This is a genomic window from Alteromonas sp. KS69 (assembly GCF_003989595.1).
GTDB classification, from domain to species: Bacteria; Pseudomonadota; Gammaproteobacteria; order Enterobacterales; family Alteromonadaceae; genus Alteromonas; species Alteromonas naphthalenivorans.
The window spans coordinates 68,219-92,815 of the sequence record NZ_PYHU01000038.1; the positions used below are offsets into that span (position 1 = coordinate 68,219).

Consider the following 24,597-nt stretch of genomic DNA (forward strand, 5'->3'; position numbering starts at 1 on the left):
TTATTCTTGGCTTTATCAAGTACTGCATTTAAGAGTGATAAACATAAAAAAGCGAAGGTGTCGTTTTAACGACCCTTCGCTTTTTTGTTTTCTATATTCCCTTAGCAGTTTACTCGTTCGTATTTGGTGTTGGGCATTCTTTTTAATATTTGCCATTTTCCCTAGGCCTACATACGTTTGCCTGATACTTACAACTACATTAGTGGCTAAGCCGCAAACTGCCCGGTTCGTGTCCACGCTCTGTCTTGCTGTAGCATTCCTTTCTGCAGCTTTGGTTCCTGTGGTATTCCTTGGGATGCATTTTCACGCAGATCCTTTTCTTCCAAGAGAATACGCTGCAACTTGCGGCAAACATTCACCATCCGAGACATCTTGGTAAAATAAACCTGCTCTATTAACTCCCCTTTTTCATTAAACATAAAAGTGGCTAACTTGCAGTTTTTATAGGGCAAATAAAAATGGTGGACTGTAAATCGACGAGACACAGGCGCGCCCATCACTTTTTGATACATACAAAAAGGCAACGAGTCAGCCCGCTTATCTCCACCAAATAAATGTGTTAAGCGCTGGAACTGATCTTGCCCTGGTGAAGATAATATTCCGAACTTTTCAATAAGTTGATCAACTGCTTTAACACCTGTTGTCATCGCGTTCACCTATATACTGTTTATTTATACAGTATATAGGCAATCGTACAAAATGCAAACAAAAACACCGCATTGGAGAACCAATGCGGTGTTTTTATAATCCGTCTAGCGAACTAGACGGGAGTTTTTCTATTTGTTAGCGCGTATTACTGCTGCTCGATAGATGCCGAACTAACAGACTCAGTATGCTTTCTACCTTTAAATACATTTTTAATGTCATTTAATATGAGGTACAAGGCAGGTACTAGTAGTAAGGTAATAATCGTGGCAAACAAAATACCAAAGGCCAATGAAATTGCCATAGGAATAACAATTTGGGCCTGTAGGCTTCGCTCAAATACGATTGGCATTAACCCCATAAAGGTCGTTAACGAGGTTAATATAATCGCGCGGAAACGCTGCGTACCAGCACTAATGGCTGCGCGCATCAGTGAATGGCCTTCTTGGCGTGCTCGATTAACAAAGTCCACCATAATCAAGCTGTCGTTAACCACTACACCGGATAACGCAATAATGCCACAAATCGACAGTACACTTACCGCCATGCCTAATACCAAGTGCCCAATAATCGCGCCTACCACACCAAATGGTATGACTGACATGATGATAAACGGTTGGCTGTAAGATTTAAGCGGAATAGCCAGTAGCGCGTAAATCGCAAATAAGGCAAATAATAAGCCCTGCGCCAAACTCATCATTGCATCAGCTTGTTCTTTTGCATTGCCTTGTAACTGGAAATCCACTTTAGGATAGCGAGCTAACAAATCAGGCATAACAGATTCGATAACCTCACCTGTTATTTCAGACGGATCCATCAAGGCCTTGTCTACTACGGCGGTTACCGTAACAGAGCGGCTGCCATCTACACGAATGATTGAATCGAAGCCTTCGCCTACGGTAAAGCTAGCCACTTGCAGGAAAGGTATCTCTTGGCCGTTAGGCGCACGAATACGCATATTTTCTAAGTGTTCAATAGAACTACGTTCTGCTCTTGGATAACGTACCATGACTTTTATTTCTTCATCGTCACGTTGAATACGCTGAACTTCCGCGCCGTAAAAGCCAAAGCGTACTTGCTGCCCTAGTTGTTGTAGCGTAATACCTAATGCGTCGGCTTGAGGTTTCAATGCTAATTGAATCTCTTCACTACCACCTGAGAACGTATCATTAATATCGGTTACACCGTCGTAGCCTGACAAGATACTTTTTAATTCATCACTTACGGCTCTTAAAGACGCAATATCACCAGAGCTAAATTCGAAGCTAAGATCAGCACCACCACCAGGGCCACCCGGAGCGCCAATACTGAATGTCTTAACACCTGGTATTTCAGACATTTCATCGCGCCACAGCTGATGAATTTCATAATCGGCCATGGTACGTGTTTCACCTTTGGTCAGTTCGGCAAACACCTCCCCACCCAAATCACCGTTATCAAACGCCATGGAGTGTTTAATTACGCCTTCACCTGTATCGTCACGCACCTTTTCATCCATACGCATCATGCCTTCACGTAATGCAGTAAGCACTTCGTCTCGCTGTTTTAGCGAAGAGCCTGGCTCTAGCTCAAAACTTGCAAACATGAAGTCACTAGGAATACTGGGGAAGAAAACAAATCGCACAATACCGCCGCCAAATAAACCAATGGTCAGAATTAGCATGGCTAAGAAAACGGATACCGTGGTGTAACGATTACGTATTGTCTTTTCTAAGAATGGCGCATAAACATTGTGTATAAAACGCTTAATACCTTCACTGAAAAAGTCTCTAAATTTTTGCAGCTTATTAGCCTTCGCTGGATCATAAGGCTTTAGTTTCATATGCACTAAATGTGCAGGCAAAATAAGCTTCGACTCTATTAATGAAAACACCAAACAAATGATCACCACGAGCCCAATGGTTTTCCAAATGACACCAAAAGGACCCGACACCATTAGCATGGGTGAGAATGCCGCTATGGTAGTAAGCACGCCAAAGGTGGCCGGCATAGCCACTTTCTTAACGCCTGCAATCACATTTTCGGTACTGTGGCCTTTTTGATCAATTTCGGAATAGGCCGACTCCCCCATAATGATGGCATCGTCTACTACTATTCCAAGTACAAGAATAAAGGCAAATAAACTCAGCATGTTGATAGACACACCAAGCATATCAATAGGCATAACTAACAACGTACCTAGAAAACAAACCGGCAGGCCAACGATCACCCAAAACGCGAGTTTTATTCTCAAAAATAACGACAGTACTAAGAACACCAACAAGCCACCAAAAAACATATTTTCAAGCATCATGTTCAATCTATCTGCTAGATAAAACGAACTATCTCCCCATGTGTCGGCGGAAATATGGGCTGGAAAATCATTCTTTTTCTCGTCGATATAGCCGTTAACTTGTTCTGATATTTCTAATGCATTTTGATCACCCACCGCTTGTACGCGAAGGCTAACTGCTGGTTTTCCATCGAACAATGCATATTGGTTGTTCTCAATAAAACCATCATTAATATAGGCAACATCGCCTAACGTCACCCGTGTGCCATCAGTATTGGTGACTAGCACTATCTGGGAGAAATCCCAGCCAGTGTATGCCTGCCCTTTAGTTCTAAGCAGAATATCGCCATTTTCGGTGCGAATAGACCCACCAGGTAAATCAATACTTGACTGACTTAAACGACTGACCGCATCTGCAAAGGTAAGGTTGTATTTTTGTAGGTCTACCTCAGACAATTCAACCGATATTTCGTAGTCTCTAGCCCCAACAACTTGCACGCTTGAAATACCGGGAAGGTTGGCAACGTCATCTCGAATATCTTTTGCGAACTCTTTTAATTCACGTTCACTGGCATCGCCAAATACTGAAATCCAAATAACATCTTGTTGAATTTTCTGGCGATAGATAACCGGCTTTTCTGTGTCGGCTGGAAAAAGAGGAATGGCATCAACTTGCACCTTCACTTCGTCAAGTAACGATTGAATGTCGTAATTTTCCTCAACTTGAATGCTGACCGTACCCATGCCCTCTACCGCGGTAGAGGTGACTTGTTTAATGCCCTCTAGGTTTTTAATCGACTCTTCTATCTTTAAAATTACGCCCTCTTCTACTTCTTGAGGCGCAGCGCCCAAATACGGTACGCGAACATTGATAATGTCTATTTCAAAACTAGGGAAAACTTGTTTTTGAATACTAAAGGCACCAAATAGGCCGCCAACAATTAACAACCACATCAACAAATTTGCCGCAACACTGTTGCGCGCAAACCACGCGATTAACCCTTTTTGCGTATCAATTTGGTTCATTACTTACCCCCAGAAGAAGCAGGACTTGTTTCAGTAGTATCATCTTCAACGTCTACTGATTGAGTGTCGGCCTCTTTATCGTTCTCTGCTTCTGGTGGCATGGCAGGCTCATCACCTGGCAGTCTTACTTTCATACCATTATAAGGGTTCGGAACTGCACTGGTTACTACCAGCGCGCCACTGTTTAAGCCGCCACCAATGAAAGCTTTTTCTGCCGTGGTACGCACTACGTCAACCGGTACAATTTCAATTTCGCGGTTATCGTTAACAATCAGCACTGTATTATCAAGGCGTAAAATGGAGCGAGGGATCACGGTTAAGTTTTGTTTTTGGTGAGAAACAATTTTGGCTTGAACGAATTGACCGAAGCGAAGTGGTGCGTTGTCGCCGCCATTAAATTGATAAGGGTCTTTTACTTCAACCACAGCATAAAGTACGCGACTGCCTGTATCCAAAATACCTTCAGAACGAACTAACTTACCAGTCCAGGTTCTATTTTTACCGCCTACCGTTGCGTTTAAAGTCACATCAGATTGTTGGTTAGATTGATTACCAATATCTATGAACATCAAGTCTTTATCGGTTATGGGTAAACGTACCTCGGCGGTGTCCGTTGAATAAACGGTGCTTACTGTAGCGCCTGCTGACACAAATTGACCTAAATCGATGTTTCGCTCAACCACTATGCCGTTGTATGGGGCTCTAATTTGCGTACGATCAAGATTACGCTTGGCACGCTCAAGTTTTGCTTCTGAGGCTTTAACATTCGCTTGCTCTTTGGCTAATTGAGGCTTACGCAAGCCAAGCTCAGGCGGCACAACACTGCTTACTGAACGCCATTCTTGCTCGGCGACTTTACCTCTTGCGAGCTCTTCTTGAAGCGCAGCATGCGCTTGAGCCAGTTCAGCTTCAGCCAACTTTACTTCAGTACGGTAGTCATCTTGTTCAAGGGTGATTAGCACATCCCCTTTTTGGAACATGCCCCCAACAATCAATTTATCGGACAAACTAACGACTTGCCCACTGACTTGTGCGCTAAGTGATGTTCTATTACGAGGCACTACGTTGCCCTGAGAATCAACTACGAAGCTTACAGGTTGGTAATCCATTGGTTTGGCATCAACAAGGAAGGCTTGCGTTTCGACGGGAATTTGCTCTGGAGGTTTACGTGAAGAAATCATAATTGCCGCAACAACAAACGCGACTAAAATGATGATAAGAGGTATACCGCTTTTTATCCAGATGGAGTTTTTCATTATTTTCCCTATAAAACGTAGTACTGATGCTTAGCCGATGCACCGACACTCACCTACTTGCATAAGTGAAATCTGTCTGGCGAACAATGGGTTAAAGCTATACGTGATTTATTATTTTTTTATTGGTTCTAGTGTAATGTGTTTCGACGCGAAGCGCTTGTCTTCGTTTGTTAAAAATTGTGAATTATTTAACTAATTAGTGCGCGACTCAACGTAATATAAAAAAATCCACTCAGAATTAAAATGTAAGATTGCTAAATGAGTAATAATCGTTGATTATTTAAACACCTGCACACTCGCAGGAAAAGTTGCGCTTATCGATGCAACAACGAATTTGTTACGCTAAAAGGGATGACCTGTCATGAGCCTAAAAAAGCAATACCTGAAATCTAAACCCGTTTGTAAAGTAACATTCCGCCTTTCCGCCGAAGAAGCAAAAAATGCCGATGAAGCTAGCCTTGTGGGTGACTTTACCGAATGGGACAAGCAACCTCTGTCGATGAAAAAACTGAAGAGCGGGGATTTCACGCTGACTATTAATTTAGAAACCGATCATGAGTATCAATTTCGCTATCTACTCGATGGTGATATGTGGGAAAACGATTGGGCCGCCGATGCTTATCTACCTTCTAGCATCGGAAGCGAAGATAATTCTGTAGTTCGTGTTTAACACTGCCCTCGCCTGCGGTTTTTAACCGTTACTACGAGCATTAAAAAAGGCTGCGTTTGAAGGCAGCCTTTTTTGATTTTTTAAACGCGTTTTTTATAACGTGTTTTCTAGTTCAGGTAACACATCAAATAAATCGCCAACAAGGCCATAATCCGCTACTTGGAAAATAGGCGCTTCTTCGTCTTTGTTGATAGCAACAATGACTTTCGAGTCTTTCATACCGGCAAGATGCTGAATAGCACCAGAAATACCTACAGCAATATACAGCTGCGGTGCAACGATTTTACCGGTTTGGCCTACCTGCATGTCATTTGGTACAAAGCCCGCATCAACTGCAGCACGTGATGCACCAATAGCAGCACCAAGTTTGTCAGCAATACCTTCAAGTAACTTGAAGTTTTCGCCATTTTGCATACCACGACCACCAGAGATAACCACTTCAGCAGCCGTTAGCTCAGGGCGCTCAGACTCAGTAAGCTCTTCAGAGACGAAGCTAGATTTTTCGCTTTCTTTAACCACATCTAGTGTCGTTACTTCAGCGCTTCCACCTGTTGTTGCAGCATCAAAAGAAGCGGCACGCACAGTGATCACTTTTTTGCTATCAGACGATTGTACTGTCGCAATAGCGTTACCAGCATAAATAGGTCTGATAAAGGTATCTTCGCTTTCAACACCAATGATGTCAGAAATTTGAGCAACATCTAAAAGTGCAGCTACACGAGGCATGAAGTTCTTGCCTGTTGTAGTAGCGGCCGCTAATAGGTGGCTGTAATCATCAGCAAGTGATAACACAAGATCGGCAACGTTTTCAGCAAGCTGATATTTGTAAACTGCATTGTCGATAAGCAATACTTTGCTTACGCCGTCAATTTGCGCAGCACTGTCAGCAACAGCCTGACAACCTTCACCCGCTACAAGCACATGAATGTCACCGCCCATTTTTGCTGCAGCATGAACCATTTTTGCAGTTTCTGACTTCAAGCTAGCATTGTCGTGCTCGGCATATACAAGAACTGTCATGAGATCACCTTTGCTTCATTCTTAAGTTTTTCGACCAACTCAGCAACATCCGCCACTTTCACTCCACCTTCACGTTGAGGCGGTGGCGTTACTTTGAGAACTTTAACGTTAGATTCAAGTGCCACACCGAAGTCAGCAGCTGGTTTAACATCCAGTGGCTTACGTTTCGCTTTCATAATGTTTGGCAGCGAAGCATAGCGAGGTTCGTTCAAACGTAAATCGGTAGTCACAACGGCTGGTAACGTTAAGGCAACGGTTTGTAGACCGCCATCAACTTCACGGGTAACGTTAACGCTTGTTCCGTCTACCGCTACTTCTGATGCAAAGGTGCCTTGAGGCATACCGGTTAATGCAGCAAGCATTTGCCCGGTTTGGTTATTGTCTGAATCGATACTTTGTTTACCTAACACCACCAACTGAGGCTGTTCTTCTTCAACAACTTTAGCAAGAAGCTTAGCCACTTGAAGCGAATCTAGGTTTTGGTCTGTATCAATTTGAATACCGCGGTCAGCGCCTAGTGCTAACGCAGTACGAATTTGTTCTTGGCAGCTTTTATCGCCAATAGAAACCACGACGATTTCTGTCGCTATCCCTTTCTCTTTTAGTCTTACTGCTTCTTCAACAGCAATTTCGCAAAAAGGGTTAATGGCCATTTTAGCGTTAGTAAGATCAACGCCAGAGTTATCGGCCTTCACTCTTACTTTAACGTTATAATCGATCGCGCGTTTGACCGGGACGAGTATTTTCATATTTACCTCAATTGTTGAGTTCGTCGGTGTATGTTGCTATTCCATGCTAATAAGCGGTTAAGGAAACAGCGTTACTTCACCACGCATTCTGAAACTTAAACAATGTGCTTTACGCTAACTTTGCGTTACGGCGAAGACATTTTCAAAAGGCTAGACCCAAAATATCATTAACACCACGTTTACTTGCACAGTATTTGTGCTGCTAGTTAACGTTAACGTAAACTCCCTGCAATGTACTTACTGTTGACGTAAACGTCAACCTAGATTACCTTTCAGGACGACAATTAATTTACATGTTTTTGACACATCGCATTATTTGTTTCATCAATAGTGCACTATAAAAAATCGAACATAAGGAGCCACCCGTGGAACGAGAATCGATGGAGTTTGACGTAGTCATCGTCGGTGCCGGCCCAGCTGGACTATCAACCGCCTGCAAGCTTATGCAGCTTGCCAATGAAAACAACCAAGAACTCATGGTCTGTGTTGTCGAAAAAGGCTCTGAAGTGGGTGCACATATTCTCTCAGGTGCGGTATTTGAGCCTAGAGCAATGAACGAACTTTTTCCAGATTGGAAGGAAAAAGGCGCACCTTTGAACACCCCAGTGACCGAAGATCATATTTATTTATTGAATAGTGAATCATCATCAAAACGCCTACCAAACGCGATTACCCCTAAAACCATGCACAACGATGGTAACTACATTGTGTCGATGGGTAACGTCTGTCGTTGGTTAGCTGAACAAGCGGAACAACTGGGTGTGGAAGTTTTCCCTGGCTTCGCAGCTTCAGAGGTCATTTATAATGACGACGGCAGTGTTGGTGGTGTATTAACGGGTGACATGGGTGTTGGCGCAGATGGCCAACCCAAAGATGGCTATATGCCTGGCATGGAACTTCGAGCGAAATACACCGTATTTGCAGAAGGTTGCCGTGGGCATTTAGGTAAAGACCTTATCGAGCATTTCTCGCTTGATAAAGACGCTTCGCCACAACATTACGCAATAGGCTTCAAAGAAATTTGGGATATCGACCCTGCTAAACATCAGCCTGGTCTAGTCGTACATAGTGCTGGTTGGCCGCTAAACGACGCAACTGGCGGTAGTTATTTATACCATGCAGAAGATAATCAGGTATTCGTAGGCCTTATCGTCGATTTGAACTACAGCAACCCGTACTTAAGCCCGTTTGATGAATTCCAACAATTAAAACACCATCCTGTCTTTAAACAATATTTAGAAGGCGGTAAGCGTGTTTCTTATGGTGCCCGTGCAATTGCAAAAGGTGGCTTTAATTCTTTACCTAAAATGACGTTCCCCGGTGGCATATTAGTAGGTTGTGAAGCAGGTACGCTTAACTTTGCGAAAATCAAAGGTAATCACACGGCTATGAAATCAGGCATGCTAGCTGCTGAGTCTATTATTGAAGCTTTAGCGAAGAATGCAGAAGCCCCTGAAAGTGAATTAACTGGCTATACCGATAAATTTAAAAATTCGTGGGTATATGATGAATTATTCCGTTCACGTAATTTCGGACCGGCTATTCATAAATTAGGTAATTTCTGGGGGGGCGCATTTAATACGCTTGAGCAGAACTTCTTTAATGGTAATTTATTTTTCACCATGAAAGACGAACATAAAGACTATGCTCAACTTGATTTGGCCTCTGATGCTAAAGAAATTAGCTATCCTAAACCGGACGGCGTTTTAAGTTTTGATAAGCTTTCTTCAGTATTTTTATCAAATACAAACCATGAAGAAGAGCAGCCTTGTCATTTACAATTAAAAGATGCTTCTATTCCACTAGAAGTTAATTTCCCTAAATATGCAGAGCCTGCACAGCGCTACTGCCCTGCTGGGGTGTACGAAATTATTGAAGAGGAAGGGTCTAAGCGTTTTCAAATTAATGCGCAAAACTGCGTGCATTGTAAAACGTGTGATATTAAAGATCCTTCACAGAATATTCGTTGGGTTGTGCCTGAAGGTGCCGGCGGACCAAATTACCCAAATATGTAATTTAAAGCCATTTATCTTAAAAAATTAAAAAGCGGACTTTCTCCGCTTTTTTTTTGTGCTAAATTTAATTATGATTCGCCTGAAAAATCCACTACGAAACGCAAAGGTTATTAAATGAACGAATTTTTAGATATTTTAACCCATGGAAGACGTTTACAAGGTGCTGTAAAGGAATTAAGCATTCAAGAGCTAGAAACAGTGCAAGAAAAACTTGCAAATATTATTGATAAAAGAAAAGAAAAAGCGCTTGAAGAAGAAAAAGTTGGTCAAGAAAAACGCGCCAAGCTTGAAGAAATTAAAAAACAAATGGAAGAAGCGGGTTTAAATTTCGAAGACTTACAATCATTAAATGAAGAGGCCCCTAAAAAGGTAGGTAAAAAGCGCCCTGTTAAATATAAATTAACAGATAGCGAAGGTGTTACCCACCCTTGGACAGGCATCGGTCGTATGCCTCGCGTATATAAAGAAGCTCTTGAAAGCGGAAAGTCGTTGGAAGACTATTCAGTAAACGCATAGTACTTGTGCTATAAAATGGGCTAGCGGTGAATAAATTTACTGCTACCCCTTCTTTCTATCTCTTGTCATTTTTAAATTCTCCCCCACTACTAGTCTTAATTACTATTTTTAATAGGGTATAAAGTGTCTTTGCATTTCAAATTATCCGAAGCCCAAAAAGATTCTCCATGGTTAGTGTTAGTTCATGGTTTGTTTGGCAGTGCTGATAACTTAGCAGGCGTTAAGCGTCACTTTGAAAGCACCTACAATATTATTAGTATTGATTTACCTGATCACGGACAATCCCCTTGGACTAACGGGTTTACGTTGGAAGCTGCGGTAACGGGAGTTGTTGAAATACTCGATAATTACCAGATTGATAAAGCGGCTTTTTTAGGCCATTCCTTAGGCGGTAAAATGGTAATGCAATTTGCGTTATTGAACCCTGACCGTGTTAGCCATTTAATTGTGGCAGATATTGCCCCCGTGAAATATTCACATAGTCATCAAGCAGTGTTCGATGGCCTTAAAAACGTCCCACTTGACGCGATAAGTGATAGGAAAGAGGCACAAGCCGCTCTTTCTGAATACGTTAAAGAGCCTGGTGTACAGCAGTTTTTACTTAAAAGCTTGTACCAAACTGACAGCGACGAGTGGAAATGGCGTTTCAATGTCGATGGATTAATTGCCAGTTATTCACGAATACTTGATTGGCCTCAAAGTAATTTGACCTTTCATGGGATAACCTTGTTTATTAAAGGTGCTGAATCAGATTACATTAATAATTCTTATAGGAAGGAAATTGCGAAATATTTCCCTAGTGCCAAAGCCCACATTATTGAGGGTACAGGACACTGGCTACATGCTGAGAAACCAAGTGTTTTCAATGCAATTGTGGCTCGCACATTAGAAAAGACGGCAAGTTAGCGTTATCTAAGATGCGAATGCCTATTATTACTTTTTTTTGACCCTTTTTGACTCTGCTAGGCGTATATACTGTGATATAGTTGCGCCAGATTTTTTCCAATAAAGACACTATGCTTGCAGAAAACTTTGAGCTAATTGAATCCATCATGCTGTACGGCGGTTTATTTATACTATTTGTATTGATGAGCTTTGCGGTACACGATGTCCTATCAAAAAATAACGTGCCGTTAATTGGGCGTGTTGTGACTTATGGGGTATTAGGCTTAGGGGCCATTGGTTTCCTAGCAAAAGGAATCATTGAATGGTTCTGGCTAAGCACAGGTGTATAGTAACTAGTAACGAATAATAGAGGTTTGATATGGCAAGCGTTGGCCTGTTTTTCGGAAGTGACACCGGTAATACCGAACATGTTGCGAAAATGATCCAGAAGGAACTGGGTAAACAGCTAATTGATGTAAAAGACATTGCCAAGAGCAGCAAAGAAGATATAGCAGAGTTTGATTTGCTTATTTTCGGGATCCCTACTTGGTACTACGGTGAAGCGCAATGTGACTGGGATGATTTCTTCCCAGAATTAGAAGACATTGATTTTACCGACAAGCTGGTAGCTATTTTTGGCTGTGGCGATCAGGAAGATTATGCAGAATATTTCCTTGATGCTATGGGTATGGTTCGCGATATCGTTGAAGGCCGTGGTGCCATTTTAGTAGGACAATGGCCTACCGAAAGTTACGATTTCGAAGCCTCTAAAGGTATGGCAGACGACAACCACTTTGTAGGCTTAGGCATTGATGAAGACCGTCAACCAGAGCTTACCGAATCACGTGTAAAGTCTTGGTGTAAGCAAATTCATGACGAACTGTGTTTATCTGAATTAGCCTAGTTCACAAGCTTCATGCTTATTAGTAATAAAAACGCCGCTTTTGTTAGCGGCGTTTTTGTTTGCGTTATTATTTGTTGCGATATTCACACCACAAAAAAAGTTAAAGCTGAAAACGCTCCACCGCTTTTCTAAGGCTGTCAGTTTGCGCATCTAGCATCATAGTCGACTCATTGGCTTGGCGGGTACTCTGAGCACTGGAGTCAGCCAGAGCAACAATGGTATTTAAGCTTGAGGCTACATCTGCCAGTAATACATCTTGTTGCTGAGTATCTGTAACAATATGCTCATTTATTTGGCTTAAACGAGCAATAATTTCTCGAATACTTTCAACCTGCTGAGATACTTGTTGCGTAATTTCCACCCCTTCTTGGGCTTGTTCCCTGCCCGCATTTATGGCTTTTACCGCTTTCTCAGCATCTTTTTGAAGGTTGCCTATCATAGACTCGATTTCTTCGGTCGAGTTATGTGTACGATTTGCCAAGGTGCGCACTTCATCAGCGACTACGGCGAAACCTCTGCCTTGCTCTCCTGCCCTAGCGGCTTCAATTGCTGCGTTAAGTGCTAATAAATTGGTTTGCTCAGCAATGGTTTTTATAACGTCAAGAATGCTGCCAATGCTGCGTGAGTGTCCATCTAAACGATTTATAATATCTGCGGATGCTTCAGCCTGTCGGGCTTGGCTGTCTACCTGACTGCGGTTTTGGGCAACTAGCACACTAATTTCTTCGCTTTGTGCGGTCACGGTATGCAGCGCTTCCATAGCATCATTAATTTGGCTTAAATTGCTACGACTCGTGTTTTGCACATCTTGGGTATTAGTAGAAATTACCGTGACTTGTTTACGTTGTTCATCCACACCTTGTAAGCTTTTTTCACCTAAGGCGACGCTTTCTTTAGTAATGGTAATTAAGCGTTTTTCTTGTTCTAAAATATTCCCCACTAACTCTCGCAAACTATTGGTTAAACTATTCACTTTGACGGAAAGCGCCGTGAATTCATCATTCCCTATTTCAGGTAGCGTGTGGCTTAAATCCCCTTTACTCAGTTGAGTTAACCCTTCATTAATTCTTCCAAGGGGCGTAGAGATGCTTCGGGTCGCCAGCACACCTAACGTAATGGCTGCAATCAGGCCAATCACTGCCACAACAAAGTTTTTAACTAAGTTGGTTTGCACAGATTCCAAAATCGCATTTTGACCCTCAATTGATTCAGACTGCACACTATCAAATAATGTATTAATGCTGCTTAACGCCACCTGCAACGCCGTTAATGCTTCGTCTTTTTTCGCTTGAGCTACGGCTATTTCATTTAACTTTTGTTGTTGTAGCGCCACCAAACCGTTGGTGCCGTTTACGTTTTCAATGAGTAAAGCAAATTGTTCATTGAAAGCAGCTACCGTGCCCCCATCATCAATATCAAGTGCAAGGCGGTTTAAGTAATCTTTATCTACCGTAATATTACTGATTTGATATTTAATATCGTCAATTATATTGGCCGTTTCTTGTGCATCTATACTGGCGGCAAGTTCGCTAAAAGAATCTGTGGTGGTAAGCAGCTTGTTATCGATATTCGTCCCTGCACCAATTAATGTGTCTAGGCTTGGACTGTCTGACTCTAAGTAAGACAAATCCAGCATTAAGGCGCTTGCTTCATCTGCCTCGCTCATTACTTCACTCAATTTTTCGCCCAACGCGCGTTCTATCGTGATTCGCTGCGCTAATGCTGCATACATATCATGACTATTTTCTACGTAGGCTAAACTTGCATTTACCGCTTCTACCGCAATTGGATTGCTAGGAAGAATAATAGTTAGGTTCTTGAGATCCTGCACAAACTCGTCTGATAGCGTTTTAAACTTTTGTTGATTTTGGGCCAACGCGCTGGGTGTATTTTCGTGAAAGCCATTTGCCGTAACCACAGATAAAGATAGGATCTCGGTTTTGACTTTAAGCATACTGGTTTGAGCTGGCATTTTCCGCTCAACCACGTCTTCTGCTGAACGTCTAATGTCGTTTAAACCGAAATAAGAAAGAATACTTGTGATGAGTAACAAACAACCAAAAAGGCCAAAACCTAGTTTTATTTTATTTATAACCGTTAATTGCATTGGCATAATTCTAAGCACGCGATGAAATCTACGTACCAACCTCGTTTTACCATTATTACTACAAGTTTAACAGAATGTTAAAAATATGCACTCAGAGTTTAAATAGATGCTATTAATTATTAACAATAACTGACACTTACAAACTGGTCTGTCCTCAAAAAACAAAATAGTCGACAAGATGCCACTTCAATAAAAAATTCTAATTCGTTCGAATTTCCATCGTACCGAACAAGAAACAGTAGTTTTACTTTTAAATCCTGACGAGTTACCTATAATAGCTCCATTGATAAACATCTCGTTCTCAGTAGGTTGTAATGGATCAGAATAAAGAACTTAAAAAAGCAGGTTTAAAAGTAACCCTGCCACGTCTAAAGATTTTGCAAATTTTGCAAGAACCTCAAAATCAACACATCAGTGCAGAGGACGTGTATAAGATTCTGATCGAGCAAGAGGAAGAGATTGGCCTTGCAACAGTTTATCGCGTACTAAACCAATTCGATGATGCGGGTATCTTGAATCGCCATCATTTTGAAGGTGGCAAATCAGTTTTTGAAATAAGCCACAAAGAACATCACGATCACTTAGTATGCCTAAAATGTGGCAAGGTAATTGAGTTTGAAGACGATATTATCGAGCAGCGCCAAGACATGATTGCGAAGAAGCACAATATCAAGCTTACACATCATAGTTTGTATCTTTATGGTGAATGTACAGATGGAAATTGCGAAGGTAACGATTAGTTACCGCAAAGCACTTCTGTTTAGCAAAAGCCCTTTAATGTGAATTGAAGGGCTTTTTGTTATAAACGCCAGTACTGCATAGTAATACCGCATAGTATTACCGCATAGTATTACCGCATAGTAGCACCGCATATTCACCTCCTAGTTCGCCCTCAAATAGCGTATAGCGTCTATCAATTTTCGCCCTACCGTAGCATTTAAAATAGAGCCCTTTCTGACTAGCTTCAACAAAATACACATACCACAATTATAACTGCAACCAAGAATGGAAACCGGTTTCTTCAATAAATATAATAAGTAGTCATAAAAATGAGTTTCTAGTAAGCGCTCTAAAACCAAGGTTTACTATGTGTAGCTATAGACGAGTACGTATTAAACGAACATCGCTAAGAGTAGGGTTAGCATTAGCCCCACAACGCCAATAATAGTGGCCATGCACGTCCAGGATATTAAGGTGGTTTTTACCGAAATATCGAAATAGCGGTTAATTATCCAAAACCCCGTATCGTTTACATGCGACATTGCTGTAGCTCCGGCAGCAATAGAGATGGTCATTAGCGCTAATAAAGACGGTGATAACGACAAAGCATTAACAACGGGAGCCATCAGACCAGCAGCCGTTAACATTGCAACGGTAGCTGAGCCTTGAATAATCCTGACGGAAATGGCAATAAGAAACCCAGCCATTAGCGGTGGTAAGGGTGAAAGTGCCACTACATCGGCAAAGGCTTGACCTGCCCCCGAATCGATTAATACTTGTTTGAACATACCACCCGCACCTGTCACTAATATCACGAGTGCAACTGGCTCTAACCCTTTCGATGCCACATTTCTCACTTGATCTGCGCTTAAGCCTTGGTTTATTCCGAGCCACTTAAAACATGCCAAGGTCGCGATGGTGAGTGCGATGAAAGGATGCCCAACAAAAATAAATACCTGTTTTACTATGCCGTCGGCTAGCACAAATTTCGCAATTGACCCGACGAGGATCACAACAAGAGGAAAGAATAACAAAGCGGCCACTAATGAAAACGAGGGCAATGCTTCTACTGGCCTAGCCTCGATATTTCTAATATGTTCCGGCACTGGCACTTGGATTTTTTTGGCGATATAGGAAGCGTAAATTGGGCCTGCAATACAAGCACATGGCACGCCAACGATAAAACCAAATAAAATCACTAGTCCAATGTCGGCATTTAATATAGATGCTACGGCTACAGGCCCTGGCGTGGGGGGAATAAAGGCATGGGTAACCGCAAGCCCTGCTGCTAAAGGAATGCCATAATAAATTAACGACTTACCGGTTTTTTGCGCCATTGAATATATCAGCGGCATTAATATAATGAGTCCTACCTCAAAAAATACCGGTATCGCCACAAGGAAACCGGTTATAACCAGTGCCCATTGGCTATTTTTTTCACCGAACTTCTGCTTGATGGTTAGCGCTAATCTATCCACACCACCCGACTCTTCTAGGAATTGCCCGAACATTGCGCCTAGCCCCACTATGGTAGCAACAAAACCAAGTGTATTTCCCATACCACTTTGCATGGAATTGAGCACTTCTGTGGCGTCCATTCCCGTGCCTAGTCCTACAAAAGCTGCTGCGATAATAATGGCAATAAAGGCATGTACTTTTCTAGCAATAACCAAATAGGCCAGCAGTACAATGCTGACTATGGCGAAAAAAAGAAGCGAAAAGGTATCTGACATGTTTCTTCCCTATAAACCTGCACTTAAGTCTGTACTTGAACCTGCAGTTAGCGGCTCGTAAAATTCTGAAGTACGTAATGAAAATTCTTATTATCTAGTAAACAGAGAACACCCAGGCAACCCGTTGTTATTCTACGCAACACCACGTTAACAAATTACGCATTCGCCGTAACAATATTATAAAGAAACCTTGAACGCAACCGGTTTCCAACTTATGATTATTTTAAATAAGTCATCCTAGTGTTGAGCACTTTCCTTAGCATTGAGTTAAAAAGGTAGTTAAATGACTGCAAATACCGTTTTCTTTATTACTGGCGTTTCAGGCACAGGGAAATCTACTATCGGCGAGCGTGTGGCTTCTGAACTGAGACTTGTTTTTGAGGAAGGTGATAGTTATCACCCTGTGGCTAGCGTAGAAAAAATGTCTGCTGGGATTCCGTTAGAAGATGCCGACAGATGGGACTGGCTAACGCATTTGAATAAAATAGCCAAAGATCATTTGGCGAATGATCGAAGCGCTATTATTTCTTGTTCAGCGCTTAAAGCATCCTACCGAGCATTATTATGTGAAGGGCTAAGTGAAGGGCTAAGTGAAGGGCTTAATAAAGAGCTAACAGGAAGGCAAGCTGAAGAGAAAAAAAATCCATTAGCTAAAAGCGTTCAATCGAATGTAAGGTTCATCTACTTACATGCCTCTACCGATACCATTGGCCAAAGGCTTAAACAAAGACAGCATTTTTTTGTGGGCGATGATATGCTCAAAAGTCAGTTTGCTACCCTTGAAATACCAAATAAAAATGAGGCTTTCTTTGTGGATGTTTCACAAAGCATCGATGAGGTGGTGGCCAAATGCAAGACGTTTATCAGCTCAGTGATAGATGCTTCATAGCCCCTAAATTTGACGCCTTTTCAAACGAGAGTATAACGCCCCATTACAGTGAAATAAGTAAACTGTGCAACAATAATAAAAATGAATCTACCTTATGAAAAATATTAAAAAACGCACAACCATTTCAGACATCGCCGCACATTTAGGTATTCACAAAACTACGGTTTCTCGCGCCCTTAAAGATTCAAGTAGCATCTCAAAAGCGTTATCACTGAAAATAAAGAAAGCGGCTAAGGATTTAAATTACATTCCTAACCGCGCCGCGCAGAGCTTATCTATACAAAACAATAAAACGCTTGCCTTACTACTCCCTTCATTTGGAAACAATGTTTTTAACGAGGTAGTTTCAGGTGCAAAAACGGTTGCTGATGAACTTGGCTATGCATTAATGATTGGTGACTCTACCTATTCAGAATTGGGAGAGGAACGTATTGTTGAATCTTATATTCAGCAAGCAGTTTCAGGTTTTATTCTCACTTCTAGTCGTCATACCGACGAAACCATAAGAATGTTAAAAACCAGCGATGCACCGGTGGCGGAAATTATGGATATGTCGGAGTCTACTTTTGATATTAACTATGGCGTAGATCATTTCAATGCGGCAAAAGCAATGACAGACTACTTGATAAACGAGAAAGCCAGAAGGAAAATCGCATTTTGTTCGCTGCAGCTAGACTGGCGTGCCGTACTTAGAAAGCGGGGTTGGGAACAAGCGCTTTACAATGCACGTCTTCAAGATGATATGTGTCTTCAATCACGCGCTGATGCCTCATTTCAAGCAGGCGCAGAACTGCTTGCAGAATCGCTTCACAAGTGGCCAGACTTAGATGCCGTATTTTTCGTGAGTGATGAACTTGCAGCGGGCGCCGTAATGGAATGTAATCGCAGGGGGATCAAACCTGGAAAAGACATCGATATATGTGGTTTCAATGACTTAAGTTTTGCGAAAGCTATTTACCCTTCCCTTACCACGGTATTCACACCGAGAAGAGAGATGGCTGAATTAGCCACCCGCGCATTGATATCAATTATTGAAGGTAAAAGTGTAAAAGAAACAAGTAAAGTATTTCCCTATGAGATTAAATTTAGGGAAACTGCTTAGGTATTTTTGCCTGCATGCGCTTCCCTATCCTTCAATGTAAATTACGTTATTGTAAGCCAGCCTTTAAGTTTTAGCCGCTAGGCCTAAGCCTCAAACTTATAATTGTGATAAGCCTTTATGGCTTTCTCCCACATCTGCCCTACTTCACCGCTACCAATAGTTTTACCATCAACTTCAACGACAGGCGCAATTTCTTTGCTTGAAGAGGTTAACCACACTTCATCTGCATTGAATAAATCTTCCTTAGTAAACCACTTTTCTTCTACTGCCAAACCCGCTCGGTTAAATGCTTCTAACGCTATTTGACGAGTAATTCCAGGTAACAGCTGGTTATCTAATGGTGGGGTAAAAATGGCATTATCTTTTACCATAAACACGTTGCAAGAACTCGCTTCAGTGATAATACCGTCACTGTTGTGCAGAATAGTTTCTTGCACACCACTATCTACCCCCGCCTGAAAGTGCATCACATTACCTAACAATGACGTTGATTTGATATGGCAACGCTGCCAGCGCTTGTCTTCTTCAAGCGCCACCTTAAAGGGCTTAACATTGGCTGCTTCTAACGGTTGAGCTGGCGCAATTTCAAAGGCAAAACCAAATACGGTAGGCGTAATATTTTGCGGGTAGGCATGATAACGCTTGGTGTCCGTTCCACGACTAATATGGAAATACACGCCAATGTTTCCGCTTGGAAAATGGCTGGCATTGGCGTCGATAAGCCCGTCTAGATTTTGCTGCCACTGCTGTGCACTGTATGGGTTAGTAATAGAAATAGCCGCCAAGCCATCGCGCATTCTGCTTAAGTGGCCGGTCATCCCTACCGCTTTACCGTGGTAAGTAGGAATAACTTCGTAAATACCATCACCGAATAAAAAGCCTCGGTCCATGGGGGAAATTTTAGCTTCTGATAACGGCATGAATTCGCCGTTTAAAAATGCAATGGTCACTCTTATTCTCCTGTAAGGCGAAATCGTTTTTGCCAATTTAATAAAAATGCGGCGCGGGCATCATCGTAATGCTGACTCATGAAGGTAACAGTTTCCCCCGGCACGGCTTGCGCTAAACGATTAACATCAAGCAAACTTACACTGCCAAGCTTTGGATAACCGCCTAAGGTTTGTCTGTCTCGCATCATCACAATAGGTTGTCCGTCGGGCGGAATTTGCATCGCACCGATATGTATAGCCTCAGAACGCATTTTAGTCATATTGCTATGTATGGGTGAACCAGACAGTCGATAGCCCATACGATTAATATTTGTTGTTACCGTATACTCGTTTAAAAACAAACGCCCTTTTTCAGAAGCGCTAAACTTGTCTTCTTGGTAGCCTAAGATAAGCGCTAAGGGCTGACTCAAGTCGTATTGCGGCCAGTGCTTCGGTGCTAAAGCCCTGTGAGCACTTTGTATTGTTGGGGTTTCAATATTGATGGTATCGCCACCCCCTAACGGCGCGCCTTTATTTTCAAGGCCGCCTATACCTTCGCGCAAGACCGTGCTCGCACTGCCTAGCGGTGAAGGCACTTGCCACCGACCGTGTATTGCAAGATAGGCCTTACTGCCCATGTGTTCACTGTCAATAGATACCCGATCACCCGCTTTAACAAAGATAGTTTCAAATGGAGAAACAGACTGTTCATTTACTAGGCAAACCACACTACGACCCGTGGCAGCAACTTGCGCATCGGTATCACACACAAATTTTGCGCACCCTATAATTTCAATACAGGGCGTACCTTCTTGGTTACCGGCCAAATAATTCGCCCACCAATATGCTTCTTCATCCATAGGGCCTGACTGACAAAAGCCTTGGTGCTGTTTACCTTGCCGACCGTTGTCGATAATTAGGCTCAGCAAACCATTTTGTTCAACACTAACCTTCATGCAAGTCTCTGAATTCCTGTTCTGAAATGGGCGCGAACTTAACATTGTCACCTACTTTTAAAAGCGCGTTATGGCTAGTGTCCACTAAATTCAGTGGGCATAAACCTAACAAGTGCCAGCCACCAGGCGATGACGATGGGTAAATAGCAGTTTGCGCGTCGGCAATCGCCACTGCCCCTTTAGGTACCTTATTTCGTGGCGTTTCTAATCTAGCGCACTGTAAGGTTTCGGGCACATTCCCCATATAAGCAAAGCCAGGGGCAAAGCCCACGGCGTAAACTTTGTAAGTCATGCTAATATGAGCATCAATAATATCCTGCTCACTTAACCCCGTTTTTTGGCTTACCAACGCTAAGTCGTTAGCCGGCTCTGCCCCATACCACACAGGTATTTCATGAGTTTTTGCGCTAATGCCGCCAGTACCATTGATACTCATATTCGCATCTTGTGCTGCTAGCGAGCGAAGCATCTGATAAACAAAGTGGCTATCCACTTTATGAGCATCAAAAACCAGCAGCAATGAGTCGTAGGCTGGAACACATTCTTTTAGCCATGGAAACGTCATGCTCGTAATGGAATGCAACCAATGCTGACATCGCGCATTGGCAACATCTACCGTGTCGCCCGCGAAGTACAAAAGTATGGCATCTAAGCCAGCAGGTACTATCTGCTTAATATCCCCAAAGGGATGCATAGTAATATCCTTAATAAAAAGGGTGAAATTATGGCGACGTTAAGGCATTTACGTGATTTATTAAGTAAAAAATGAAATCACTTGGTGTTTTCTTCTACTTTGTAAATTCCTTATACCTTTGAGCCACCTATTTCATGCATTCACGAATTTGTTGTGCAATCTCGACAGCACCCGCGGTATCGCCATGTACGCACAGTGTGTCAGCCTGCAATGGCAGTCTTTGCCCGCTAACGGTGACAACTTCACCATCTTCAATCAAAAGCTTCGCTTGGGTTAGCGCTTCTGCGGCGGTTAACACCGCGCCTTCTTGTGAGCGGGGCTGCAAAAAACCTTCATCGGTATAGCGACGATCTGAAAACGCTTCGAATATTAACGTCAATCCATATTCTTGTGCTTCAAGCACCAAGGCTTCATTGTGTGCGTGAGATTGCACCATCAACCCCAACCGGCCTTTGTTAATACTCCCCACAGCTTGCATGACCGCGGTACGCACTTGAGGGTCAAGCATCATATCGTTGTATAACGCTCCATGGGGTTTCACATAACTCACTGGCACGCCAACAATACTGGCCATACCCATCAATGCACTAACTTGATATTGAACACAGGCTATCAGTTCTTTTATTGGCATAGCGAGACTTCGACGCCCAAACCCTTGTAAATCGGGATAAGAAGGATGCGCGCCTATTTCAACATTACTGTTTTTAGCCAGATACAGCGCTTGTTTCATCACTACGGGATCACCGGCATGAAAGCCGCACGCAATGTTAGCTTGGTCAATAAATTTCATAATGTCGGCGTCTACAGGCATTTGCCATGCACCGAAACTTTCACCTAAATCGCAATTTAACTTCATAAGTGTTTAGCTCTTAACCTCAATCCGATATCATGTTACCTGTTCTTTTTTAAAAGTCAGTGTTAATGATAAATATTGGAAAAATTAATACATTAAAAGTGGTCGCCGAATATCCGTTTGGCTATGCGCTAGCACCACTTGCCGATAATGTAGATGAAACCGACTACAGTAGTGAAGATATGCCTACTGTAACCTTACCTCACGACGAAGTAACCACGCCGCTGGAAGTGGAGCAAACCCTAGATGTGTTTGTGGCTACCGATCAACGAGGCGATTTGTTTGCTACCTTGAAGCCACCGCGCATACAAGTGGGTGAAACCAAGGTACTCAAAGCGGTCTCGGCTACCCACTTCGGTGCATTCTTCGACTGGGGCCTAGAGAACGACTTACTCATTCCCGCCGATTATCAAGAATCGCCTATAGATCCCGGCATGTATTACGTTGTTCACGCTTTCTTTGATGAAAAAACAAATCGAATTTTAGGTGCAACCCGTTTGCACTATTTCCTTAAAGAAGGCAGCGCCTATCTTAGCGAAGGTGAAAATGTAAGTTGCTTGGTTTATGCCAAGTCAGACTTAGGCTTTAAAGTGGTATTGAATGAAAGAGCCCTGGGCTTAATATTTCATAGCGATGCATTTAAACCACTTAAAGTAGGCCAATCTACCGACGGCGTAGTCAAAACCATCCGTGAAGATGGCAAAATTGATGTGGTGTTGCAGCGTCATGATAAGGAAACCCGAGATGCCTTGCAGCAAGCCATCTTAGATGATTTGGAAGCCCATGGTGGCATTTCAACGTTAACCGACAAAAGTCCGCCCGATGCCATTTACCAACATTTTAATGTAAGTAAAGCCGCGTATAAAAAGGCATTAGGCGCATTGTATAAGCAAAAGAAAATTACCATTGGCGCAGACGCCGTTCGTCTCACCCAATCGTAAGCAGCAAGTAATAGTTAGGAAGTATAATGAAAGCACAAGTTTCATGGGATAAAGACCTCACTTTCACCGGTACTACCGACAGTGGGTATAAAACCGTTATGGACGGCAGTGGTAATGCGGTATCACCAATGGAGTCAGTATTATTAGCCGTTGGCGCCTGCTCCAGTATTGATGTGGTAGACATTCTTAAAAAAGGCCGCCACCAAATTGAAAGCTGTGAATGTGAACTAGAAGCCGATCGCGCTGATGACGCCCCTCGCGTGTTTACGAAAATTCATGCCCACTACACTGTGGTAGCTAGCAGCGTGACCGAGAAGGCATTGGCACGTGCAGTACAACTTTCTACTGAAAAATACTGCTCAGTTATGTTGATGCTAACGGGCAACGTGGAGATCACCACCAGCTATACTTTAGTTGAATCTACACACAATTAGGCTAATACACCATCTATTAGTGTAAAAGGCTATCAGTGATTGATAGCCCTTTTTCATTTCCCTCAGGAAATAAATACAACCTACTGATTACTAACAAATAAACATCTCCTTACATTTACTGGCATGGTTGCTGCTGTTAGCTGTTATTACTCTAATAATTAACGACAACAATCAGGTATTTGACCATGGACGCTTCGTTTAACTCGCTTCGCACACTGTCCCTTACTGGCGGCATACTCTCTTTATCTTTAATGCTAGGTGCGTGTACCGACGCCGATGCAATAAATCCAACGGAAGACATCGCTGAAGCGGTGATAGCCATACCGGTAGAAGCCGCTACGGTAACCAAGGGATCAATTAGCTCTACTTATACTACTACCGCCATTTTGGAAGCGAGAGAAGAAGCATTTGTGGTAGCAAGGGCGTCCGGCATAATTGAACAGATAGTGGTAGAAGAAGGTGACTACGTTGAAAAAGGCCAAGTGCTCGCGCAATTAGATAAACGCAGATATGAACTTAATCTTGCCAAGGCAAAGGCAGATTTAACCGGTCTTGAGCGTGAGTTAGATAAGGTAAACAAAGTCTATTCTAAAAACCTTATCAGTGTAGATACCTACGACAAACTGACCGCACAATATGAATCAGCCAAAGCGTCGGTTCATCTTGCTGAACTAGATTTAAAAGAAACCACAATTACAGCGCCTATCAGCGGTTTCATTGCTTCTCGAAACGCCAAAGTAGGTAACCTGACTGAATCTTTCCAACGAGAGCGCATGTTCCATATTGTGCAACAGCAGAATTTACAAGGCGTGGTGTACTTACCTGAAAACGAATTGCAAAATGTAGCAGTAGGTCAACCCGCCACCCTTATTGTTGCTGCACTAGGCAATAAATCATTAACAGCATCGGTAGAGCGAATTAGCCCTGTAATTGATGCGGCCACTGGCACATTTAAAGTTACCCTTGCGGTGCCAAATGAAAAACACGTATTAAAAGCGGGCATGTTCACTGACGTAGCCCTTGAGTACGCACTCCACAATAGCGCTACGCTACTTCCTCGACGTGCGCTTATCACTATGGACAACCAACATAGCGTCTTTGTTGTTAAAGACAACATAGCCACAAAAGTCGACATTGAAACTGGCTTTGAACAAGACGAAATGATTGAAGTGTTAAGCGGCTTACAAGGTGAAGAAAAAGTGGTTACTGCTGGCCACCAAAACCTAAAAGACCAAGCCCCTGTAGATGTCGTTAACGGCTAAGCCCGCTATAAAAAGGATA

Annotated in this window: 23 protein-coding genes; 12 read left to right on the forward strand and 11 right to left on the reverse strand. The window is 42.6% G+C overall.

Annotation, left to right across the window (positions count from 1 at the left end; translation table 11 throughout):
• Positions 1 to 206 precede the first annotated feature (206 nt).
• The 3 genes from C7Y69_RS17325 to C7Y69_RS17335 form a co-directional block, all read right to left on the reverse strand.
• Positions 207 to 647, reverse strand: coding sequence for a hypothetical protein (locus C7Y69_RS17325; protein WP_126873547.1), 441 nt, complete (start codon positions 645 to 647; stop codon positions 207 to 209).
• A 146-nt stretch (positions 648 to 793) separates the two neighbouring features.
• The gene (locus tag C7Y69_RS17330; protein ID WP_126873549.1) at positions 794 to 3,943 is read right to left on the reverse strand and encodes an efflux RND transporter permease subunit; all 3,150 of its coding nucleotides are present in this window, start codon (positions 3,941 to 3,943) and stop codon (positions 794 to 796) included.
• A complete protein-coding gene (locus tag C7Y69_RS17335) occupies positions 3,943 to 5,199 on the reverse strand; it encodes an efflux RND transporter periplasmic adaptor subunit (protein ID WP_126873551.1) in 1,257 nt (418 codons plus the stop codon). Before C7Y69_RS17335 ends, C7Y69_RS17330 begins: the two co-directional genes overlap by 1 nt.
• Before the next feature lie 361 nt (positions 5,200 to 5,560).
• On the opposite strand from C7Y69_RS17335, the gene C7Y69_RS17340 reads away from it, so the two are divergent.
• Positions 5,561 to 5,869 (forward strand): isoamylase early set domain-containing protein, encoded by a 309-nt coding sequence (locus C7Y69_RS17340; RefSeq protein WP_126873552.1) that lies wholly within the window; start codon positions 5,561 to 5,563, stop codon positions 5,867 to 5,869.
• Positions 5,870 to 5,962: 93 nt separating this feature from the next.
• Here C7Y69_RS17340 and C7Y69_RS17345 read toward each other — a convergent pair whose 3' ends face one another.
• Positions 5,963 to 6,889 carry an electron transfer flavoprotein subunit alpha/FixB family protein gene (locus tag C7Y69_RS17345; protein WP_013784288.1) on the reverse strand — a complete coding sequence of 309 codons (927 nt, stop codon included), beginning with the start codon at positions 6,887 to 6,889 and terminating at the stop codon, positions 5,963 to 5,965.
• A complete protein-coding gene (locus C7Y69_RS17350; protein ID WP_126873553.1) occupies positions 6,886 to 7,638 on the reverse strand; it encodes an electron transfer flavoprotein subunit beta/FixA family protein in 753 nt (250 codons plus the stop codon). Before C7Y69_RS17350 ends, C7Y69_RS17345 begins: the two co-directional genes overlap by 4 nt.
• A gap of 365 nt (positions 7,639 to 8,003) precedes the next feature.
• On the opposite strand from C7Y69_RS17350, the gene C7Y69_RS17355 reads away from it, so the two are divergent.
• The 5 genes from C7Y69_RS17355 (at position 8,004) to fldA (ending at position 11,958) form a co-directional block, all read left to right on the forward strand.
• Positions 8,004 to 9,653: an electron transfer flavoprotein-ubiquinone oxidoreductase gene (locus tag C7Y69_RS17355; RefSeq protein ID WP_126873555.1), complete on the forward strand. Its 1,650-nt coding sequence runs from the start codon at positions 8,004 to 8,006 to the stop codon at positions 9,651 to 9,653.
• A gap of 114 nt (positions 9,654 to 9,767) precedes the next feature.
• The gene (locus C7Y69_RS17360; RefSeq protein WP_126873556.1) at positions 9,768 to 10,169 is read left to right on the forward strand and encodes an H-NS family nucleoid-associated regulatory protein; all 402 of its coding nucleotides are present in this window, start codon (positions 9,768 to 9,770) and stop codon (positions 10,167 to 10,169) included.
• A 123-nt stretch (positions 10,170 to 10,292) separates the two neighbouring features.
• Complete coding sequence (locus C7Y69_RS17365; RefSeq protein WP_126873558.1) at positions 10,293 to 11,075, forward strand: alpha/beta fold hydrolase; 783 nt, start codon at positions 10,293 to 10,295, stop codon at positions 11,073 to 11,075.
• 110 nt (positions 11,076 to 11,185) lie between these two features.
• Entirely contained in the window at positions 11,186 to 11,404 is a 219-nt protein-coding gene (locus tag C7Y69_RS17370) for a DUF2788 domain-containing protein (protein WP_013784293.1), read from the forward strand.
• Positions 11,405 to 11,433: 29 nt separating this feature from the next.
• Positions 11,434 to 11,958, forward strand: a complete 525-nt coding sequence (fldA, locus tag C7Y69_RS17375; RefSeq protein ID WP_013784294.1) for a flavodoxin FldA — start codon at positions 11,434 to 11,436, stop codon at positions 11,956 to 11,958.
• A gap of 100 nt (positions 11,959 to 12,058) precedes the next feature.
• On the opposite strand, the gene C7Y69_RS17380 is transcribed toward fldA, so the two are convergent.
• A complete protein-coding gene (locus tag C7Y69_RS17380; protein WP_126873560.1) occupies positions 12,059 to 14,065 on the reverse strand; it encodes a methyl-accepting chemotaxis protein in 2,007 nt (668 codons plus the stop codon).
• Between the two features lie 314 nt (positions 14,066 to 14,379).
• On the opposite strand from C7Y69_RS17380, the gene fur reads away from it, so the two are divergent.
• Positions 14,380 to 14,805 (forward strand): ferric iron uptake transcriptional regulator, encoded by a 426-nt coding sequence (gene fur, locus C7Y69_RS17385; protein ID WP_057792126.1) that lies wholly within the window; start codon positions 14,380 to 14,382, stop codon positions 14,803 to 14,805.
• Between the two features lie 372 nt (positions 14,806 to 15,177).
• On the opposite strand, the gene C7Y69_RS17390 is transcribed toward fur, so the two are convergent.
• Entirely contained in the window at positions 15,178 to 16,518 is a 1,341-nt protein-coding gene (locus C7Y69_RS17390; protein WP_126873562.1) for a GntP family permease, read from the reverse strand.
• Positions 16,519 to 16,801: 283 nt separating this feature from the next.
• Between C7Y69_RS17390 and C7Y69_RS17395 the strand changes: the two genes are divergently transcribed.
• On the forward strand, positions 16,802 to 17,407 hold the full coding sequence (locus C7Y69_RS17395) for a gluconokinase (protein WP_126873564.1): 606 nt from the start codon (positions 16,802 to 16,804) through the stop codon (positions 17,405 to 17,407).
• A 94-nt stretch (positions 17,408 to 17,501) separates the two neighbouring features.
• Positions 17,502 to 18,509, forward strand: coding sequence for a LacI family DNA-binding transcriptional regulator (locus C7Y69_RS17400; RefSeq protein WP_126873565.1), 1,008 nt, complete (start codon positions 17,502 to 17,504; stop codon positions 18,507 to 18,509).
• An 83-nt stretch (positions 18,510 to 18,592) separates the two neighbouring features.
• Here C7Y69_RS17400 and C7Y69_RS17405 read toward each other — a convergent pair whose 3' ends face one another.
• The 4 genes from C7Y69_RS17405 to C7Y69_RS17420 form a co-directional block, all read right to left on the reverse strand.
• Positions 18,593 to 19,459 (reverse strand): D-amino acid aminotransferase, encoded by an 867-nt coding sequence (locus tag C7Y69_RS17405; RefSeq protein ID WP_126873566.1) that lies wholly within the window; start codon positions 19,457 to 19,459, stop codon positions 18,593 to 18,595.
• 2 nt (positions 19,460 to 19,461) lie between these two features.
• A complete protein-coding gene (locus tag C7Y69_RS17410; protein ID WP_126873567.1) occupies positions 19,462 to 20,394 on the reverse strand; it encodes a biotin-dependent carboxyltransferase family protein in 933 nt (310 codons plus the stop codon).
• Entirely contained in the window at positions 20,384 to 21,088 is a 705-nt protein-coding gene (locus C7Y69_RS17415; RefSeq protein WP_126873569.1) for a 5-oxoprolinase subunit B family protein, read from the reverse strand. Before C7Y69_RS17415 ends, C7Y69_RS17410 begins: the two co-directional genes overlap by 11 nt.
• 127 nt (positions 21,089 to 21,215) lie before the next feature.
• Entirely contained in the window at positions 21,216 to 21,944 is a 729-nt protein-coding gene (locus tag C7Y69_RS17420) for a 5-oxoprolinase subunit PxpA (RefSeq protein WP_126873570.1), read from the reverse strand.
• Positions 21,945 to 22,009: 65 nt separating this feature from the next.
• On the opposite strand from C7Y69_RS17420, the gene C7Y69_RS17425 reads away from it, so the two are divergent.
• The 3 genes from C7Y69_RS17425 (at position 22,010) to C7Y69_RS17435 (ending at position 24,578) form a co-directional block, all read left to right on the forward strand.
• On the forward strand, positions 22,010 to 22,882 hold the full coding sequence (locus C7Y69_RS17425) for a S1 RNA-binding domain-containing protein (RefSeq protein ID WP_126873571.1): 873 nt from the start codon (positions 22,010 to 22,012) through the stop codon (positions 22,880 to 22,882).
• A gap of 26 nt (positions 22,883 to 22,908) precedes the next feature.
• Positions 22,909 to 23,316 carry an OsmC family protein gene (locus C7Y69_RS17430; RefSeq protein ID WP_126873572.1) on the forward strand — a complete coding sequence of 136 codons (408 nt, stop codon included), beginning with the start codon at positions 22,909 to 22,911 and terminating at the stop codon, positions 23,314 to 23,316.
• Positions 23,317 to 23,501: 185 nt separating this feature from the next.
• Positions 23,502 to 24,578 carry an efflux RND transporter periplasmic adaptor subunit gene (locus C7Y69_RS17435; protein WP_126873573.1) on the forward strand — a complete coding sequence of 359 codons (1,077 nt, stop codon included), beginning with the start codon at positions 23,502 to 23,504 and terminating at the stop codon, positions 24,576 to 24,578.
• Positions 24,579 to 24,597: the final 19 nt, after the last annotated feature.